This is a genomic window from Synechococcus sp. MIT S9504, from assembly GCF_047497135.1.
Classification (GTDB): Bacteria; Cyanobacteriota; Cyanobacteriia; order PCC-6307; family Cyanobiaceae; genus Synechococcus_C.
This window is the reverse complement of the sequence record NZ_CP138942.1, coordinates 2,173,133-2,188,714: the sequence shown is the minus strand read 5'-3', so window position 1 is coordinate 2,188,714 and position 15,582 is coordinate 2,173,133. Positions and strand designations below refer to the sequence as shown.

16 protein-coding genes and 2 tRNA genes are annotated in these 15,582 nt (G+C 60.4%); 10 read left to right on the top strand and 8 right to left on the bottom strand.

Annotation, left to right across the window (positions count from 1 at the left end; translation table 11 throughout):
* The first annotated feature begins 55 nt into the window (after nt 1-55).
* From SIB58_RS12190 to recA, 4 genes are all read left to right on the top strand, one after another.
* Entirely contained in the window at nt 56-1,690 is a 1,635-nt protein-coding gene (locus tag SIB58_RS12190; protein ID WP_067326104.1) for an AAA family ATPase, read from the top strand.
* Between the two features lie 105 nt (nt 1,691-1,795).
* Nucleotides 1,796-1,867, top strand: a tRNA-Gln gene (locus SIB58_RS12185).
* Between the two features lie 16 nt (nt 1,868-1,883).
* Nucleotides 1,884-2,648, top strand: a complete 765-nt coding sequence (locus SIB58_RS12180) for an HAD family hydrolase (protein WP_231884151.1) — start codon at nt 1,884-1,886, stop codon at nt 2,646-2,648.
* A gap of 153 nt (nt 2,649-2,801) precedes the next feature.
* Complete coding sequence (gene recA, locus SIB58_RS12175) at nt 2,802-3,944, top strand: recombinase RecA (RefSeq protein ID WP_067326106.1); 1,143 nt, start codon at nt 2,802-2,804, stop codon at nt 3,942-3,944.
* Here recA and SIB58_RS12170 read toward each other — a convergent pair whose 3' ends face one another.
* The 3 genes from SIB58_RS12170 to SIB58_RS12160 form a co-directional block, all read right to left on the bottom strand.
* On the bottom strand, nt 3,945-4,289 hold the full coding sequence (locus SIB58_RS12170; protein ID WP_066904991.1) for a DUF1815 family protein: 345 nt from the start codon (nt 4,287-4,289) through the stop codon (nt 3,945-3,947). It abuts the gene before it with no gap.
* A gap of 76 nt (nt 4,290-4,365) precedes the next feature.
* The gene (locus SIB58_RS12165) at nt 4,366-4,605 is read right to left on the bottom strand and encodes a DUF2839 domain-containing protein (protein ID WP_066904418.1); all 240 of its coding nucleotides are present in this window, start codon (nt 4,603-4,605) and stop codon (nt 4,366-4,368) included.
* A gap of 40 nt (nt 4,606-4,645) precedes the next feature.
* On the bottom strand, nt 4,646-6,088 hold the full coding sequence (locus tag SIB58_RS12160; RefSeq protein ID WP_067326109.1) for a helicase: 1,443 nt from the start codon (nt 6,086-6,088) through the stop codon (nt 4,646-4,648).
* Nucleotides 6,089-6,173: 85 nt separating this feature from the next.
* On the opposite strand from SIB58_RS12160, the gene SIB58_RS12155 reads away from it, so the two are divergent.
* Nucleotides 6,174-7,094 (top strand): prephenate/arogenate dehydrogenase, encoded by a 921-nt coding sequence (locus SIB58_RS12155; RefSeq protein WP_067326150.1) that lies wholly within the window; start codon nt 6,174-6,176, stop codon nt 7,092-7,094.
* Here the strand turns inward: SIB58_RS12155 and crtD are convergent.
* Entirely contained in the window at nt 7,078-8,592 is a 1,515-nt protein-coding gene (crtD, locus tag SIB58_RS12150) for a C-3',4' desaturase CrtD (protein WP_066904412.1), read from the bottom strand. The genes SIB58_RS12155 and crtD overlap by 17 nt on opposite strands.
* Nucleotides 8,593-8,627: 35 nt before the next feature.
* On the opposite strand from crtD, the gene SIB58_RS12145 reads away from it, so the two are divergent.
* On the top strand, nt 8,628-9,509 hold the full coding sequence (locus tag SIB58_RS12145; RefSeq protein ID WP_066904409.1) for a fructosamine kinase family protein: 882 nt from the start codon (nt 8,628-8,630) through the stop codon (nt 9,507-9,509).
* Between the two features lie 40 nt (nt 9,510-9,549).
* Here the strand turns inward: SIB58_RS12145 and SIB58_RS12140 are convergent, their stop codons facing one another.
* The gene (locus SIB58_RS12140) at nt 9,550-9,906 is read right to left on the bottom strand and encodes a CAAD domain-containing protein (protein WP_066904406.1); all 357 of its coding nucleotides are present in this window, start codon (nt 9,904-9,906) and stop codon (nt 9,550-9,552) included.
* A gap of 89 nt (nt 9,907-9,995) precedes the next feature.
* On the opposite strand from SIB58_RS12140, the gene SIB58_RS12135 reads away from it, so the two are divergent.
* The gene (locus tag SIB58_RS12135; protein ID WP_414494658.1) at nt 9,996-10,511 is read left to right on the top strand and encodes a M67 family metallopeptidase; all 516 of its coding nucleotides are present in this window, start codon (nt 9,996-9,998) and stop codon (nt 10,509-10,511) included.
* Nucleotides 10,508-11,671: a molybdopterin-synthase adenylyltransferase MoeB gene (gene moeB, locus SIB58_RS12130; protein WP_066904401.1), complete on the top strand. Its 1,164-nt coding sequence runs from the start codon at nt 10,508-10,510 to the stop codon at nt 11,669-11,671. The genes SIB58_RS12135 and moeB overlap by 4 nt, the downstream gene beginning before the upstream one ends.
* A 16-nt stretch (nt 11,672-11,687) precedes the next feature.
* On the opposite strand, the gene SIB58_RS12125 is transcribed toward moeB, so the two are convergent.
* The gene (locus SIB58_RS12125; RefSeq protein WP_066904398.1) at nt 11,688-12,884 is read right to left on the bottom strand and encodes a cob(I)yrinic acid a,c-diamide adenosyltransferase; all 1,197 of its coding nucleotides are present in this window, start codon (nt 12,882-12,884) and stop codon (nt 11,688-11,690) included.
* 60 nt (nt 12,885-12,944) lie between these two features.
* Between SIB58_RS12125 and larE the strand changes: the two genes are divergently transcribed.
* Nucleotides 12,945-13,793, top strand: coding sequence for an ATP-dependent sacrificial sulfur transferase LarE (gene larE / locus SIB58_RS12120; protein WP_082823333.1), 849 nt, complete (start codon nt 12,945-12,947; stop codon nt 13,791-13,793).
* 8 nt (nt 13,794-13,801) lie between these two features.
* Here the strand turns inward: larE and speD are convergent, their stop codons facing one another.
* Together speD and recF are read right to left on the bottom strand one after the other, a co-directional pair.
* Nucleotides 13,802-14,284 carry an adenosylmethionine decarboxylase gene (gene speD, locus SIB58_RS12115; RefSeq protein ID WP_066904395.1) on the bottom strand — a complete coding sequence of 161 codons (483 nt, stop codon included), beginning with the start codon at nt 14,282-14,284 and terminating at the stop codon, nt 13,802-13,804.
* Between the two features lie 29 nt (nt 14,285-14,313).
* Entirely contained in the window at nt 14,314-15,372 is a 1,059-nt protein-coding gene (gene recF, locus SIB58_RS12110; RefSeq protein ID WP_066904391.1) for a DNA replication/repair protein RecF, read from the bottom strand.
* A 122-nt stretch (nt 15,373-15,494) separates the two neighbouring features.
* Here recF and SIB58_RS12105 point away from each other — a divergent pair.
* Nucleotides 15,495-15,568 (top strand) — tRNA-Arg (locus SIB58_RS12105).
* Nucleotides 15,569-15,582 lie beyond the last annotated feature (14 nt).

Genomic DNA, 15,582 nt, shown 5'->3' with positions numbered 1-15,582 from the left:
GACTCAGTCCTGCTAGAAGGCGTTCAGCTCCTGATGAGCACTGGGAGCCTGGGCCATGGGTACTGAGCGCATCACCGATGATCTGCAGCGGCTGCTCGCGCTGTTGCCAACTGCAGTTCAGGAAGCTCTTGCGCCTGCTGACCGTCGTGATCAGCTGCTTGAGGTCGTGCTCGATCTCGGTCGGATTCCTGAGGCGCGTTATCCAGGTCGCTCGGTAGAACTCGGCGAGGGCTGCCTCGAGCGCCAGGATCTTGTTGAGATGGTGGGCAGGATCGGCCAATTCGGCGCCGATAACCGTGCCGGCATCGAGCGAACCCTGCATCGCATCAGTGCCGTCCGTAATCGGAGAGGTGATGTGGTGGGCCTCACCTGTCGTGTGGGACGTGCCGTTTTCGGAACAGTCGCCATCGTTCGTGATCTGCTCGACAGCGGTGAGTCACTCCTGCTGATGGGGCGCCCCGGTGTGGGCAAGACCACAGCCTTAAGGGAAATTGCCCGTGTTCTGGCAGATGATCTGCACAAACGGGTCGTTGTGATCGACACCAGCAATGAAATTGCCGGTGACGGAGATATTCCACATCCAGCGATTGGTCGTGCCAGGCGTATGCAGGTGTCCAAGCCTGAACTCCAGCATCAGGTGATGATCGAGGCGGTCGAAAATCACATGCCTGAGGTCATCGTGATTGATGAGATCGGCACAGAGCTGGAAGCTCAGGCGGCACGAACAATCGCAGAGCGGGGCGTGATGCTCGTGGCCACCGCCCACGGCAATGCTCTTGCCAATCTGATCAAGAATCCAACGCTCTGCGATCTGGTGGGCGGGATTGAGTCCGTCACCCTGGGTGACGATGAGGCTCGCCGTCGCCGAACCCAGAAAACGGTTCTGGAGCGTGCCGCTGAACCCACATTCCCGCTCGCTGTGGAGATGCACAGCCGTCATCGCTGGGCCGTTCACGATGATGTTGGGCGCACGGTGGATCTGTTGCTGCGTGGACAAAGTCCCAGGCCTCAGGAGCGTGAGCTGATGGCGGATGGAGGCGTCAGGCTGGTCGATCCCGAACCATCAGTGCCGCAGCCTCCTCAGCGTCGGCCTGCCCTGGCCGTTGTTCCATTGCCCGACCCCAGGCGTTCCGGTCCCAGCAACAGTCGTTCCGAAAAGTCCCCCGCTGATGTGGCCTTGCGCAAGGTGAAGCTGCAGGTGCTCTGCTGTGGACTCAGTCGGCAGCGACTTGAAGAGGCTGTCCGCTGCCATGGCTGGCCCGTCAGTGCCGTTGACGATCTGGCGTGTGCTGATGTGCTGCTGAGCGTGCGTCAAGGGTTGGGACGCCAGCCCGAGCTGCGCCGACAGGCAAGGGAGGCCGGGGTGCCGATTCTTGTGATCAAGTCGGACTCTCTGGCCCAGGTTGAGCGAGCTCTTGAGCGCCTGCTCAACCGCCAGACCCTGCCGAGGAAGAATCACGAGCCTGAGGCGTCATCAGACGAGCCTGACCGAGATGACGCCCTGGCTGCTCTTGAGGAATGTCGTCTTGCGGTGGAGCAGATTGTGATGCCGCAGGGTCGTCCGGTTGAACTCTTGCCCCGCAATGAGAACGTCCTCCAGATGCAGGCGGATCTTGTGGCGCGTTACAGCCTCAAGAGCGATGTCTATGGATCCAGTGACCAACGCCGGCTCAGGGTTTTCCCCCCATGATCAACGATCTAGTGGCCCCGATGCATTGACGAAGGTCACTCCATTGTGAGTAACTGTTTGAACCCCAGAGTTGACCTCCGTAGGGAGTCTCATCACTGGAGTCAATGGGCCGTCGCCAAGCGGTAAGGCAGCGGGTTTTGGTCTCGCCATTCCTAGGTTCGAATCCTAGCGGCCCAGTTTTTTTTGAACTTCGGTGCTTTCCCCCAGTCTGCTGGTCTTTGATTTTGACGGCGTGATTGTGGATGGGATGAATGAGTACTGGTGGAGTGCTCGTCGTGCCTGCCTGCGTCTGCATCCTGCTATCGATCTTCCTGAGTCCACACCGCCACAGTTCAGGCAGCTCAGGCCCTGGATTCATCACGGTTGGGAGATGGTGCTGATCGCGGCATTGATCTCTGAGCAATGCGGCCCTCTCGAGCAGCTCGGGGTCCAGGAGTTTGTGCATGATTACGCGGCGTATTGCACAGCTGCACTGAAACGTTTCAGCTGGACTCCTGCATTGCTGCAGCAAGCGCTGGAGGCGGTGCGGGCCGATGCGGTGCGGACCGATCGTGATGCCTGGCTGGCTCTGCATCAGCCCTATCCGGGCGTGCCTGAACGTTTGAATGCTTTTTCGGAAGAGAACATGGCCTGGGCGGTGCTGACCACAAAGGCACGTGATTTCACTGCCGAGCTGCTCGCCTCGATGGGGCTCAAACCTGAACGGCTGGATGGCCATGAGTCGGGATCGAAGCCTGAGGTGCTGCGCCGCCTCGCCTGCGACTGGACCTTGAGCGGTTTTGTTGAGGACCGTCGCCCCACTCTGGAAACCGTTCGTGCCACCCCAGGTCTTGAATCCCTGCCCTGCTGGCTGGTCAGCTGGGGATACCTGAGACCTGCTGATTTCACTGATCTCTCCGGTGCCATTCGCCTGCTGCGACCAGAGCAGTTCGCAGCCCCCTTGGCGGACTGGCCCTGATTCGATAACGTACATCTGTACTACGTGAGACGGATGGCCTGGATTGGGGCACTGGATGATCTGTCCGGTCTCTGAATCCCACCGAGGCGTCGGTTCATCCGCCGTCCCGATCAGCTGCCTGCGGCGTTCTTCTGCTCTTTAACTGTTTCAGCCATGCCAGCCGATGTGAAAGCCTCCCAGTCCCCCGGTGGAGATGTCCGCCCAGGTGAGCGCGATAAAGCGCTCAATCTCGTGCTCGGTCAGATCGAGCGCAACTTCGGCAAGGGATCGATCATGCGTCTTGGAGACGCATCCCGAATGAGGGTGGAAACAATCTCCACCGGAGCCCTCACTCTTGATCTCGCTTTGGGTGGTGGATATCCCAAGGGACGTGTCGTTGAGGTCTATGGGCCCGAAAGTTCTGGTAAGACCACGTTGACCTTGCATGCCATTGCCGAGGTTCAGCGCAATGGAGGCGTCGCAGCCTTTGTGGATGCCGAGCATGCTCTCGACCCGGTTTATGCCGCGTCACTGGGAGTGGATGTGGAAAATCTGCTGGTATCGCAGCCGGATACAGGCGAGATGGCGCTGGAGATTGTGGATCAGCTGGTCCGTTCCGCGGCTGTCGACATCGTGGTGGTTGATTCCGTCGCCGCTCTCACGCCCCGTGCCGAGATCGAGGGTGAGATGGGAGACCTTGCGGTGGGCAGTCAGGCCCGCCTGATGAGCCAGGCGATGCGCAAGATCACCGGCAACATCGGCAAGTCCGGTTGCACGGTGATTTTCCTCAATCAGCTGCGTCTCAAGATCGGCGTCACCTATGGCAATCCAGAAACCACCACCGGTGGTAACGCCCTCAAGTTCTATGCCTCAGTGCGGCTTGATATCCGCCGTATTCAAACGCTGAAGCGCGGTACCGAGGAGTACGGCATCCGCGCCAAGGTGAAGGTGGCCAAGAACAAGGTGGCTCCCCCTTTCCGCATCGCGGAATTCGACATTCTCTTCGGTCGGGGGATCAGCACGCTGGGTTGTCTGCTTGATCTGGCTGAGGAGACGGGTGTGGTCACTCGCAAGGGTGCCTGGTACAGCTATGAGGGCGACAACATCGGTCAGGGTCGTGACAACACCATTGGTTGGCTGGAGCAAAATCCGGAGGCCAAGGATGCCATTGAAGTGTTGGTGCGGCAGAAGCTGACGGAAGGTTCGGAAGTGTCGTCCAATTCCATGCGTCCTCTCGCGGCTGCGGCACGTTCGGCTGCTGCCAAGCCTCTCGCCAAGTCCGCTGAAGTTGCGGCCCCGTCGAAGGACGCAGCCTGATCATCCCTGCTGCATCTGTGAGGAGCTGCATTCACTGCGGCTTCTCTGCAGATTGCCGGCGATGCGTTGAAGCTCCTGAATGGCTTCTGCGCCTTCAAATTTCACCAGTTCGCGCCCATTGCGGGATTCGACCCAGCTGATCCCGAAGTCAGAGACCAGAAAGCGCACCATGTGCTGCTCGCCCAGTTCGGCCATGAATGAGGCTCCGCTTCCGTCCTGACCGTCATCGCAGACATAGCAGGTTGCGGTGATGCCCTGTTTCCTTAGATTTGCTGCCAGAGCCTGCAGACTCATCACCAGATCGTGGACGACCGAGCGGTACTGCTCGGAAAGTCTGAGGAACACGAAGAACACCATCCAGGTTCAAATGAGCCTAAAGGTTTTCTTCCGAATTCAGGGTGCCTGGTGTGCTTTCCCGGTTTTAAGGGCTGTCGGCCAGTGTCCAGAATCCGGCGGCAGGGCCGATGAAGCGCACCACCACCCAGAACAGCACCAGGGCTGCGATTCCGATCCAGGCGCCTCGTGTGGTGATCGACACGAATTGCGTGGCCTGGGCGCGAGTCAGCGGTAACCAGGCGATAAACCGCTCAGCATCCTTGGGGTCTGGTTTGCGCTGGCGAGGTGGCAGTCCCTGACTGGCACGGCGTCGTGCTTCTCCCATCCCAGGCCTCACAAGCTGTTGATCAGCCTAGAAGTGAATGTCAGTCTGGACGAAGTCTCTGCAACGAGTCCCAGGGTTCAAGGGCTCGCAGCACCTGCTCTCCCCAGCTGCGTCCGCGGACCCTGCCGTCGAGGATGGCCAGGCGACCGCCGCTGCGTCTCAGAGAGGCAATGGCAGGGATCAGGGTCGCCAGTGCTTCCGGGAGCAGAAGCGTGCGAAACCAATCACGCCCCTGTCGCTTCAGCGACTCCACTCGGGCTGCGGTGAGTGGGTCCTCCAGGCTGGCGATCGGCAGCATGGCTGCAATCAGCTGTTCCGGTTCAGGCAGCAGATGCTGATGGCTCAACCACCAGCTCCAGCTGCAGCAGATCACTCCGTTTGACTCCGGTGCCGTGATTTCCAGAGTGACTCTGCTGCCGAACTCCGCCGCGAGTTCGCTGCAGAGACGCTGACGCATACGTGGATCATCAACCAGCACGCCGGTCAAGCCAGATCGGCCCAGGATCAGGCGTCGGCTCTGTTCCAGAAGATGTCCGGCGAAAATTTCCGTGTTCGGCAATGGCTGACGTCTGGGCAGATAGATCGGCAGCGTTTCTCCTCGCGGGGCATCGCGCAGATCAATGCGCAGCTCCTCGCTGTCGCTGTTCGGCTCGTCGCCATGACGACGACAGCCACCATCTCCATGGATCAGTGTCCAGGGATGGTTCAGGAAGAGTGATTCCAGCGTGATCAGTGGTTCCAGCGGTTGCAACTGCCAGCTCCACTGAAGGGTGTTTGGATTCACGCGAGCCCAGCTGGCCCATGACGCTCGGTCCATGGAGATCAGCTGGCACCACGGTTGTGGTGTTGGTCCGAGCAACTGCAGCAGATCGCACACCATGGTCAGAGCGCTCTCGGGCATGGCGAGGTCGCGGTTCGTTCCGCCTCCAGGGGCGACAAGCTGGCGGCTCAGGCGTTCGTGCAGATCGAGCAAACCCTCTCCGGCGGAGGGAAATGCTGCTCGCAGCTCCTCCCAGTGATGGGAGTCGATCTTCACGGTCATGGCTCGCCGAAGACGGTCTGGCAGCCACTCCGCCTCCGGAATCACCAGATGGTCGTCTGAACGGAGTTGTCCGCTGCGATAGACATCCAGAAGCTGTTGTGGTGTCAACAGCCAGATCTGGTCTCCGGGCGGGGGATCAAAGCCTGTCCAGCAGCCCAGCCTTAATCCGCTCTCCAGCAGACGTGGCCGTTCAACATGCAGCAGCCGCTGGTGTTGTGTCGGCTCGAGAACCAGCACGGTGTGATCGCTGCGCAGGCTGAGGGGCACCAGCAGGGCCAGCCACCAGCGGTCGCTGCTGCCCGCGGAGAGTTGGATTCTTGTTCGATCCTGTCGTCGCAGGCTTCGGCCCACCAGCCGACTCAGGGTCAGTTGGTGCTCCCATTGTCCTGCTTCTCCCCTGAGCAGTTGCTTGAGCTGCTGATGGGCCTGGACTTCCAGCATTTGAGAAGCCTAAGGAGCGCTGGGACGTTCATCGGTTCAGGCTGAGCTGTTCCGATCCCTGCATGGGTCAAGCAACATGGGCTGGATGCGCGCGGCGGTGATGGATCAGGAGCGGATCGCAGAATTGGCTGGTTTCAGCAGGGTCGGTGTTGTGGGTCTTGGCCTGATCGGTGGCTCGATCGGCCTTGATCTGCGTGCTCTTGGGGTCAGCGTTCAGGGCCTTGTGCATCGAGACAGCACAGCGGAGCGTGCTCTTCAGCGGGGGCTGGTCGATGCTGTCAGCTGCGACCCTGCCTGCCTCGAGGGCTGCGATCTTGTCGTGCTGGCGTTGCCGCTGGAGGCCTTGCTGCAGCCGCAAGATGCGCTGCTCAAAGCCCTGCCGTCAGAAGCCGTCGTCACGGACGTGGGGTCGGTGAAGGGAGCCGTCCTCGATGTCTGGAGAGACCTTCATCCCCGCTTCGTGGCGTCTCATCCGATGGCAGGGACTGCCGAGTCAGGGGTGGAGTCGGGTTGCCGCGGACTGTTCAGAGGACGTGCCTGGGTTGGAACGCCGGAAGCTGAGACAGCCCCTGAAGCCGTGAAGCAGGTGAGAGCCCTGGCTTGCTCGCTTGGGGCACACTGGATCAGTGCGGATCCGCTCATTCATGATCAGGCTGTTGCCCTGATCTCGCATCTGCCCGTGATGGTGAGCGCAGCACTGCTGCGCGTGCTCGGGGAGGAGCGAGACCCACGTGTGCGTGATCTTGCCCGTCAACTGGCCTCCAGCGGTTTCGCGGATACAACCAGAGTCGGTGGCGGTAATCCAGCGCTGGGAACGGCGATGGCCTGCCGCAATAGCCCCGCATTGCTGAAGTCTCTTGCCGCCTATCGATGGAGCCTCGAGCAGCTGGAGGAGGCAATCCTCAACGGCCACTGGGCTCAACTGGAGCAGGAGTTGGAAAAGACCCGTGCATTGCGTCCCGGTTTCCTGGAGCCCCCTTCTGATCCAGCTATGCCGCAAGCCTGATGTTCAGGCCTCGCGCAGCCATTAACTGCCTGCATGCCATCAGTGCCGACAGGCTGACGCCAGCGGTGCCCTCTCCGGGATGAATCGAATCACCGCACAGCCACAGCTGGGGAATGGGAGTGCGGCTGGCCAGTCCGAAGGGCCCGAAGCGACCTGGGCTCTGACCGAGACCACCCACAACGCCATTCGGTCGACCGGTCCAGTGGGCGAATCCTCTCGGTGTTGCCAGTTCCTGATGCAGCCAGGCCTCATCCGGCAGATTCAGAGCAGCATTGACGTCCTGTCGAATTGAATCCTGAAGCTCTCGTTTGCGCTGCTGGTAAGCCTTCTCATCCATATCCTGCCAACCCTCCGGTGAGGTGAAGACACTGGCGATCACGGTGGCCTGGCCCTTCGGGGCTCGGCCATCACCATCGCGGCTGATCGACAAGAAGAGTGAGCCGGGAGAGTTGCCGTCACGCTGAAGATGTCCGGGGCAGTCATCCGGCAGCTGATGCCGTTCGACAGCGCCGTAGAACACAAGCGCTCCGCTCGGCGCCTTCAAGCTGTTGAGGTGCTTGCGGTACTGGTCGGGCATCTGTTCATGGTCTGGAATCAGCTCTGGCAGGCACTGGGGTGGAAGGCTGCAGATGATTTCGCTGGCACGCAGGCATCGCTGCACTTTCTGAGGCGCTTCAACCCTGACCGACCATCCAGGTTGTCCGTCGTCGCGGTCCAGTTTCAGCGCGCGATGGCGCAGAAGCACATGCCCACCATCGCGTTCCAGGGCAGTGGCCAGCTGCTCGCTGAGGCTTTGCATCGATCCGTGGAGATGCCAGAGACCAAGCGGGGCCTGGCACATCTGCAAGACCGTGGCGCCATAGAGGGCTGCGGTGCGGTCACTCGGTTGCTGTGAATAAAGCCGCAGCTGCAGGTCGAGGAAGCGTCGCAGTCGACGGTCTCCAGCGCATCCGCTGAGGCTCAGCAGATCGGAAACCGTGAGCAGACTGAGGGGGGCACAAGCCAGATTTCCGGGGCTCAGCGCAGCCAGGGTGCGTCCGAGATCCCAGCCGCTGCGAACAGGCAGCACCGGATCAGCCGCTGCAAACTGCCAGTTCTGCCGATGAATCCAGCTGCACAGTTGCCAGAAGCGTTCACTGTCGGGGAATTGCTGGCTGCGTTCCTGGCGCCAGCGCTGGGGATCATGCCAGAGATGCACCGGAGCTGACCCGTCATTGAGGTCCACCACGCAGCCAGGGTCCAGCTGTTCGGCTTCAGGCGGTCGGATGCCCAGGTGCTGGAAGAGGCGAGCATGACTCCCTCCTGGTTCCAGTCCCGCAACCTGTGTGGCACCCACATCAAAAATGAAGCGACCCCGTCGGAACGTTCCAGCACAACCCCCCAGCTGATGGTGCGCCTCCAGCAGGGTGACGGTCAAACCCTCATGGGCCAGCAGTGCTGCGGCGGTGAGGCCGGCGATGCCCCCACCGATCACGATCACGTCCTGGACTGATTCCATCGCGGCATGCTGGCAGCAGAGTTGGATCAACGTGGATGCGTGATCAGCTGGAGCGGGCTCTGGCGGCGGACGCTGAGTTGCTTGAGGGGCGACAGGTGGTTGGTCTGCGCAGTGTGGGCGGCGGCAGTGTCGGATCCACGTGGCGGCTGAGTCTGAGCGATGGTGAGCAACTCTTTGTCAAGGTGGCTCAGACGGCCAACCTGCTGGCTGAACAGTCAGGACTGCAGGCTTTGCGTCACTGGGCTGATCCAGCCTTGATCGAAGTGCCCCAGGTGCTGGGTTGTTTACCACTTGCTGGCAAGTCAGCTTTGGTGATGGCCTGGTGGGATGCCAGCAGCGGAGATCAATTCCGCCTGGGCCGGGGACTGGCGCAGCTGCATCGTGCGTCGGCTGCGGCCGGGCCAGGCTGCTTCGGCTGGGATCACGATGGCTTCATCGGTTTGGGGCCCCAACCCTCCGGATGGTGTGACAGCTGGGGCGAAGCGTTCACTCAACTCAGACTTCAGCCTCAGCTGTGCCTTGCCAGTGAATGGGGGCTGGCTGAGCAGGCCTGGGAGCCACTGCTTGGACCGATCGCGGCATGGCTGAATCGTCATGCCCCTGAGCCCTGTCTGGTGCATGGCGATCTCTGGGCTGGCAATGCAGGAGTGCTGGCTGACGGTCGTGGTCTCTTGATTGATCCCGCCAGCTGGTGGGCTGACCGCGAGGTGGATCTGGCCATGACCCGTCTGTTCGGTGGCTTCTCCTGTCGATTGATGGAGGGATACAGCAGTGAATGGCCGCTCCAGGATGGTGCAGAACACAGAATTGAAGTTCTGAATCTCTATCACTTGTTGAATCACGCCAACCTTTTTGGCGGTGGATACAAACAACAAAGCCGCGAGATCCTCAAGGATCTGCGGCTCGCTTTGCTCTAAAAAGATTCAGCTTGGCTCTCACGGCTGAGGTTCGGTTGCTTCAGCCCAAATACTCCTTGCGCAGAGTCTGGATCCGGGCAACGAGTGCATTGCGCTTGTCACTTGTCGTGAGGTTCTTCCAGCTCCATTGTCCGACGACCACAACGCCGAGCAGTTCCAGCAAGCCTGGGACAACCGGCAGCAAATTGATCGTGTCGAGAATTCCTTTGATCAGGATCTGGGCAACGATCACAGCGGCGAAAATGCCAACAACCTTGCCGATGCGACCTGCCTGGCTCCAGTCGACTTTGTCGAGGGTTTCGTTCACCTTGCCGAGGACGTCTTTGTAGCGCTCAGCGAATGCGACGTTGTCGCTTGTGGCGCTTTCAGTCGACTGCGTAGTGGTTTCGTCGCTCATGACGCCTAGGCTGGCTACTAATACTCCGCGACGATATCGGCAAGATCACTGGAATGCCATGCCGGCTCCGCATCGATCTCGATTGTCTGATGATTCTCAGGGCCTCACTGAAGGCCGTTTCGCCGGAAGAGGGCTGCGCATTGCTGCTTGGCAACTCAGCACCTGATCCGCACGTGCACTTTGTATGGCCCTGTTGCAATGTCTGGGGCCCTGGTTTCGGCGGATTCAGCGATCCGATCAATGCAGATGGCGATCAAGCGCAGATCTCGGCTTCGCGCCGATCACGGTTTGCACTCGATCCTCGTGAGCAGATCGCTGCCCAGCGATGGTCTCGTCAGAGAGGTTGGCGCATTCTTGGCAGTGCACACTCCCATCCAGGGGGGCAGCCGGTGCCCAGTGCACTGGACAGGCAATGGGCTGCCGGGGAGGGGGTCATGCTCATTGATGCCGGTACAGCCGGTGTCCGTGCCTGGTGGTTGCAGGGGCCTCGGCAGGGGGCGCCCGACAGGCCTGTCAGTGCGCTTTCAATGGTTGTCCACAGCAACGCAACGGTGGGAGACACTATTAAGGCGTGTCCCGATGACGCGTTCCTGCCTTTGCAATGACGGAACACTTTTCGGATCCCGAACTGAGTGCGCAGGAGCGAGCACGTTATGCCCGCCACCTCACACTCCCGGAGTTTGGGGTCATCGGCCAGAAGCGTTTGAAAGCGACTTCGGTGCTATGTGTTGGGGCAGGTGGGCTCGGCTCGCCCCTATTGATGTATCTGGCGGCGGCTGGTGTTGGTCGCATCGGCATTGTTGACGATGATCGCGTGGAGGTTTCCAATCTCCAGCGGCAGGTGATTCATGCTGAAACTCGCCTCGGTCAGCTGAAGACGGACTCCGCCTCTGAGAGGATCCTGGGTCTCAATTCCCATTGCCAGGTAGAGCAGCATGCCTGTCGGCTTACAACCACGAATGCCATCGAGCTGATCGAGGGCCATGACCTGGTGGTGGATGGTTCCGATAACTTTCCCACTCGCTATCTGATCAACGACGTCTGCGCCTTGCTCAACAAGCCGTGGGTGTATGGCTCCGTGCAGCGCTTTGAGGGGCAGGTCAGTGTCTTCAACAAGGGCCCCCAGTCACCGGATTACCGCGATCTGGTTCCAGAGCCACCGCCCCCGGGCCTTGTTCCCTCCTGCGCCGATGGAGGTGTGGTTGGGGTGATGCCGGGGTTGATTGGGCTGCTTCAAGCCACCGAAACCATCAAGTTGCTGGCAGGGATCGGAGAATCTCTGGATGGAAGGCTGCTGCTTGTGGACGGCCTGACCATGCGATTCCGTGAGCTCCGTCTGCAGCGCCGACCCCATCGCCCTCCCATCACAGCCCTGGTCGACTATGAGGCGTTCTGTAGCGTCGAAGATTCTGGACGTCTTGAGGGAGCGTCAAGCGTGAGAAGCATTTCCGTGAAGGAGCTCAGCGCATTGTTGGAAGACGGCGGTGAGCTGGAGCTGATTGACGTGCGCAATCCTTCTGAAGCAGACGTGGCCGTGATCCCTCGATCGCAACTGATCCCGCTTGCAAGAATCGAGAACGGAGAGGGGGTCGACGAGATTCGCCGCCTTGCTGGTGATCGACCGATCTATGTGCACTGCAAGCTGGGGGGACGCTCCGCGCGGGCGGTCGAGCTTCTGACTCAGCATGGAATCGATGCCACCAATGTGTCGGGAGGGATCGATGCCTGGTCACAGGAGGTGGATCCTGGAGTCCCCCGTTACTGAGATTCTGACCAGGGTCTTAGTAATCAACCCCGCGCTTGAGGTCGACGCCCTGTTCTGCGTAATGCTTGTGGCAGACCATTTCCGAATGGACACTTGCCAGATCGAAGTAGGCCGGTGGGTGTTTGCAGCGACCAGTGATGATCACTTCGGTTTCGGAGGGTTTGCGCACCAGGGCCTGCACGATGGGTTCGACCGGTAGCAGTTCAAGATCCACGGTGGGATTGAGTTCGTCCAGGATCACGGTTTTGTAAAGGCCACTGGCGATCGCGGCTCGGGCAATCTCCCAGGCACGTTCGGCCTCCACGTAGTCGATCGGCTCCTGTTGACCACGCCAGACAATTGCGTCCCGTCCGGAACGCAGGTGGTCCACCAGATGCGGATAGCTCTCGCGTAGAGCTGCGATCGCAGCATCTTCGGTGTAGCCGTTGCCTCCCTTGAGCCACTGCAGGATCAGGACGCGGTGGCTTTTGTCCTGGCTGATGCCTCGGCCGATGGCCTGGAGACCTTTCCCCAGGGCACTGGTGGATTTTCCTTTGCCTTCGCCGGTGTAGATCTCGATTCCACCCGGGGATGGGAATGGAAGCAGTGAATCGTCCTTGGGCTCGATTCGCCTGTGGGCGCGCATCTCAGAGTGCAGATCGGCGATATGAATCAATGGTTGTGGGGCAGCACGTCCGGTGACGATGATTTCCATGCCCTCCGGTCGAGCCGAGAGGGTCTTCACCACATCATTGATGTCGAGCAGCCCGAGATCGAGCACCGGGTTCAGCTCGTCCAGAACCACAACGGAGTAGAGAGCGCTGGCAATCGCGCCTCGCGCAATGTCCCAACCCCGTTGGGCTTCCTGTTGGTCGAATTTGGTGGCTTCGTCAGCGTTGAAATAGTCGGCCCGTCCAGTGCGGACCTGATCAATCAGGTGAGGGAAACCCTGTTGCAGTGCTTCGATCGCTGCATCCTCGTCGTAGGCCCGACCAGGTCCTTTAAGGAACCGCAGCAGCAGAACCCGGGTTCTCCGTTGTTCGCAGATGCCAAGACCGATGGTGCGCAGCACCACACCGAGTGCTGCCTGGCTTTTGCCCTTGCCCTCTCCGTCGTAGACATGGAGCTGGCCGAGGCTGCGTTCACGGCTGTCGGCAGCTGTGACGATGCCGATGCCTGGCTTGCTGTTGCGTCGGGTTCCGCTCGAGCTGTCGGATGATTGGACTGCGTCCATCGTCGATTTCTAGATGGCGCTTCTTACGATCGGAGCATAACGATATTCCAATTTTCAGCAGTGGCTTTCGAGACCTTGCGCCTGCTGGAACCACTGTCCATTGAGGATGAGCAGAGGCTGAATCATCTGCGCACATGGATCCTGGGGTGCGAACGAGTGTTCGTTGCTTACTCAGGAGGAGTGGACAGCACACTTGTTGCTGCCATTGCCCAGGAACAGCTTGGCGACTGCGCGTGTGCCATCACGGGTGTGTCGCCTTCGCTTGCTCCTCATCTGCTGGCTGAAGCGCGTCAGCAGGCGCACTGGCTGGGAATCAGCCACCGTGAAGTGGAAACCAGGGAGCTCGAAGACCCCGCCTACAGCAGCAACCCCACGGATCGTTGTTATGCCTGTAAACGGGAGCTGCACAGCCATCTCGCTCCTATTGCTGAGGCTGCCGAAGGCGCGAGGGTGCTGGATGGTGTGAATCTCGATGACCTCGGCGATCATCGGCCTGGCCTGCAGGCGGCCAGTGAAGCAGGGGTGGGCTCTCCGCTGGCGGATCTGCAGATTGACAAGTCCTGCGTGCGACGACTGTCGAAGGCGCTGGGATTTCCCTGGTGGGACAAGCCAGCTCAGCCTTGCCTGGCCTCCAGGTTCCCCTATGGGGAAGCAATCAGCCATGACCGCCTGAGACAGGTTGGTCAAGCCGAAGCTTGGTTGATCAAACGGGGCTTCTCCCGCGTCAGAGTTCGCTCCCAGGGGCTTTCCGCTCGGATCGAGGTTCCTGCGGAGCGGCTCGCTGAATTGCTGGCTCCTGATCTCAGGGTGCCCCTGGTTCAGGCCATGCTTGACATCGGCTTCACCAGTGTGAGCCTCGATCTGGAAGGGTTGGTGAGCGGAAAGCTCAACCGGGTCATACCCGGTTGAGAACCCATTCAGCCGGCCTGGATGCTCGGTGTTCGTTCAGCTTCAGCCATTGCCGCAGGTGTTTCACGCAGAAAGCTGCGCATGGCATGGCTTGCTGCTCCAAGCTCCTGCCTGAGGTGCTCGCAGGCTGATTCGGGCATGGTGTGATCGCCGCAGGTGAACACATCCACGGCGGCATAACCGTTTTCCGGCCAGGTGTGGATTGAGATGTGCGACTCAGCCAGAAGGGCGAGTCCGGTCACACCCTGTGGCTCGAATCGGTGGGTGATGAGGTTGAGAAGAGTGGCACCAGCACGTTTCGCTGCCATCGTGATGGTGGTTCTCAGGAAGGCTTCGTCGTTGAGCTTGCGCTGATCGCAGCCGTAGAGCTCAAGGATGCAATGTTTGCCCACCATGTCAGTCGCATACGCCTGATTGGGGCTTGGGGCTGAAGCGGTCAAAGCGAGCTCCCATCCCGGGTTGGGATGCAGGCAGGACAGGGTCTGCTCCATCAGGGCATCGAGGCAAAGGGCTCCAGACCCTAGCTTTTTCTCATCCCGTTTCTCAAGTGATCAGCGTTGAGAATCTGCGAACGCTGCTGCCATTGCCCTTCGAAGGCATCCAGGTGCGTTGCGCTCACCAGGCATTGATGGGAATCGCCCACGGCTTCCAGCAGGGTGAGCTGGCGGCGTGGATCCAGTTCCGCCAGCACATCATCCAGCAGCAGCAGAGGTGGATGACCACACAGTTCCCCGACCAATTCCAGTTCCGCCAGTTTCAGTGCCAGCACCACGGTGCGCTGCTGACCCGCAGAGCCGAAGCGGCGAGCGGCAGTGCCATTGAGCATCAGGTCGATTTCGTCGCGATGGGGGCCCACCCTGCAGCTACCCAGCCTTTCCTCTTCCGGCCGCTGACGCTGCAGTTGCGCTTCGATGGACAGCCTCCAGGCTTCCTCGGCCTCTTCCCCTTCCAGCACGCTTCCAGGGGTGTAGCGCAGTTCCAGCTGCTCATGCCCCTGGCTGAGACGTTGTTGCCAGGCTGCAGCGAGGGGCTCCAGTCGTGCCAATGCACGGCGGCGGCGGCGATGAATGCGTGTACACACCAGTGCCATCTGGGTGTCGAAGCTGTCCAGTAAGACCCTCTGCTCCAAGGTTGTGCCGAGGCCACCGCGTCTCCAAAATTGGCTGCGTTGTCGCAGCAGACGGTTGTAACGACCTATGAGGTCGCCATAGACAGGTTCCAGCTGCAACACGACCCGATCGAGCCACTGGCGCCTCAGTGCTGGCTCTCCACGCACCAGATGCAGATCCAGAGCGCTGAATCCAACACAACGCAGCGGCCCGATCAGATCCATCTGACGTTGCAGCACCTTGCCGTTGCGACGTGCCTGTCGACCTCCCCGGCGCCGCAGTTCGAGCTCCACCACATCCTCATCGGCGCAGGTGGCCCTGAGCAGAGCGCGGGAGGCATCCCAGTGGATCAGATCCGCATCCTGGCTGGATCGATGGGAGCGAAGGCTGCCCAGCAGTTCGACCGATTCGAGCAGGTTGGATTTACCTACACCGTTGCTGCCGATCACCAGCAGACGGGGCGCATCCATCACCAGCTGCAGGTTGCAGTGGTTGCGGAACTCCTGCAGTTCGAGCCGGAGAAGCCGAATCGGTCCGGGTGCGGTGTGTGGTTAAGGTAACTGGAGCGCGGTTGTTCTCCCAGCCGCCGCGTGGGCATGTAGCTCAGTTGGATAGAGCATCAGATTCCGGTTCTGAGGGTCGGGGGTTCGAGTCCCTCCATGCTCGTGTTCAGAAAGGTC